The following is a 2,408-nucleotide window of genomic DNA, read 5'->3' as shown; positions in this document are numbered from 1 at the left end:
CGGGCGCGGCGGTGCGACGCAGCGCCTCGGTCCCGTCCGCGCCGCGCAGCAGGTGGTGGCCGCGGATGATGCCGGCCCCGGCCGGCGCCTCCGCCACGGCCTGCACGACCGCGGCAGGATCGGCGGGGTGCGCGCCCTGTGGCAGAGCCAGTAGCCATCGTGCCCCCGCCGGCGGCGCGCCGCCCGGCGGCAGGATGGCGATTCCGGCGGCGGCGAGGTCGGGCTGCGGCGGGGCCGCGCGCAGCATCACGCCGCGCCCCTGCCCCTGCTGCGCCACACGGGCCGTCGGAGTCGCGAGGAAGTCGAGCAGCGCCGGGATCGCGGCCTCCCATCGGGTGCGGCCCGCGGAAATGTCCTCGCGCGCCCGTGCGCCGATCGTCGCCGCATCCGTGAAATCGAGCGGAAGGCGCGACCCCGGCGCGTAAAGCAGCCCGTTGCGGCCATGCGAGATGTATTCGTCCATCGTCGGCGTATCCGGCGCCACCACGCACAGCCCCGCTGCCATGGCTTCGAGCACCGCCATGCCGATGCCCTCCATCGGGCGCGGGGCGAAGAAGACATTTGCGGCGGCGAGGGAGTCTCCGAAGGCGGCGCCATCGGCCGACCAGGTGCTGCGCAGCAGGCGGCCGACATGCGCCGGCGCGGCGGCGGGGAAGGGCGCCTCGTGACCCGGATCCGGCGCATCGTGGATGGCAAGGCTGTCGAACGGCGTGCCGGCGGTGAGGGCGAAGACCTGCTCGGGCGGGATGTCGCGGCGGCGGTACCACAGGAAGCCGCGCAGCGCGTCGAAGTCCCGCACCGGCGGGCGGGCAGCGGGGTCGGGGTAGTACTGCACCAGCGCATGCACGGGGGCGCGGCGCATCACCTCCCGCCTCAGTGCCCAGGAGAAGCAGAGGATCTTGGCCGCGTTGAAGGAGGGCCGCCAGGTGAAGGCGCCGCCACGCCACATCGCATCCAGCATGGGCGCGAAGGTCACGTTGGGGTGGCGGCCGCTCAGCAGGGCGAAGGCCTCGTGCAGCTGCCAGATGATGATGGCGTCGTAGCGGGCCTCGTCGAAGCCGGGTGCGGCGCGCCGCACCGCCGCCACGTCGGGCGCGGCGAAGAAGGTCTCCACCGTCGCATGGCGCGCGACCAGGTCGAGCAGGAAGCGGCTCGATCCCGTCCGGGCGTGGAAGTCGAGGCCGAAGAATGCGACGCGCATGCCGCCGCCGCGGTCAGGTGCGCAGCGCCGGCTGGTCGAGGAACCAGCGATAGGTCTGCGCGAGCCCCTCCTGGAAGCCGATGCGCGCCTGCCAGCCCAGGGACGCGATGCGCGAGACGTCCATGCGCTTCAGCATGGTGCCGTCCGGCTTGCTGCGGTCCCAGTCGATGCGCCCGGCGAAGCCGGTGACGCGCGCGATCCCCTGCGCGAGTTCGGCGATGGTGATGTCGGTGCCGGTGCCAATATTCAGGTGGCCCTCGCCGGAGTAGCGTTCCAGCAGGAAGGCGCAGGCATCGGCGACGTCGTCCACGTGCATGAACTCGCGCCGCGGCGTGCCGGACCCCCAGCAGGTCACCACTTCATCCCCCGCCCGCGCCGCGGCGTGGAAGCGCTGCAACAGGGCAGGGATGACGTGGCTGCGCTCGGGGTGGAAGTAGTCGCCCGGGCCATACAGGTTGCACGGCATGGCCGAGATGTAATCGCGCCCGTATTGCCGCCGGTAGGCCTGGCAGAGCTTGATGCCGGCGATCTTCGCCACCGCGTACCACTGGTTGGTGGGCTCGAGCGGGCCGGTCAGCAGCGCGTCCTCGGTGATCGGGTTCGGCGCTTCCTTCGGATAGATGCAGGAGGACCCGAGGAACAGCAGGCGGTTCACGTCGCAGCGATGCGCCGCCTCGATCAGGTTCGCCTCGATCATCAGGTTGTCGTAGAGGAACTCCGCCGGCATCGTATCGTTCGCCAGGATGCCGCCGACCCGTGCGGCGGCGACCACCACCGCATCCGGCTTCGCCTGCGCCATGAAGGCCTCGACCTGGTCCTGGCGGCGCAGGTCCACGCGCGCGCGGTCGGCGGTGATCACCTCCGCCCCCGCGGCGGCGAGGCGCCGCGCGCAGGCCGAGCCCACCATGCCCCTATGACCCGAGACATAGATGCGCGCACCGGCCAGCGCGAAGACCTCAGCCATGGGCGCGCTGGCCGGGCACCGGGGCGGCTTCTTCGCGCAGCAGGGCGATGTCGGCGGCGACCATTTCCTTCACCAGCTCGGGCAGCGCCACGGTATGGCTCCAGCCGAGCTTCTGCTTGGCCTTGGCCGGGTTGCCGATCAGCAGGTCCACCTCGGTCGGGCGGAAGTATTCGGGATCGACGCGCACCAGCGTGCGGCCGGTCGCACGGTCCACGCCGACTTCCTCCACGCCCTTGCCCCGCC

Annotated in this window: 3 protein-coding genes; all 3 read right to left on the bottom strand. The window is 72.2% G+C overall.

Annotation, left to right across the window (positions count from 1 at the left end; all coding sequences use genetic code 11):
- Nucleotides 1–1,201, bottom strand: a 1,201-nt coding sequence (locus HW578_RS25520) for a glycosyltransferase (protein ID WP_198373518.1), incomplete at its 3' end; no start/stop codon positions are given.
- A gap of 13 nt (nt 1,202–1,214) precedes the next feature.
- Entirely contained in the window at nt 1,215–2,165 is a 951-nt protein-coding gene (locus HW578_RS25515; RefSeq protein WP_304621651.1) for a GDP-L-fucose synthase family protein, read from the bottom strand.
- Nucleotides 2,158–2,408, bottom strand: a 251-nt coding sequence (locus HW578_RS25510) for a GDP-mannose 4,6-dehydratase (RefSeq protein WP_198373517.1), incomplete at its 5' end; no start/stop codon positions are given. The genes HW578_RS25510 and HW578_RS25515, both read right to left, overlap by 8 nt.

Source organism: Roseomonas rosulenta (assembly GCF_016106005.1).
GTDB classification, from domain to species: domain Bacteria; phylum Pseudomonadota; class Alphaproteobacteria; order Acetobacterales; family Acetobacteraceae; genus Neoroseomonas; species Neoroseomonas rosulenta.
Note: the sequence above shows the minus strand (reverse complement) of the source record. Positions and strands in the feature narration are given on the sequence as shown.

Coding starts and splice junctions, on each gene's coding strand:
- HW578_RS25515 (WP_304621651.1), bottom strand. CDS start 2,165: ATGGCTGAGGTCTTCGCGCTGGCCGGTGCGCGCATCTATGTCTCGGGT.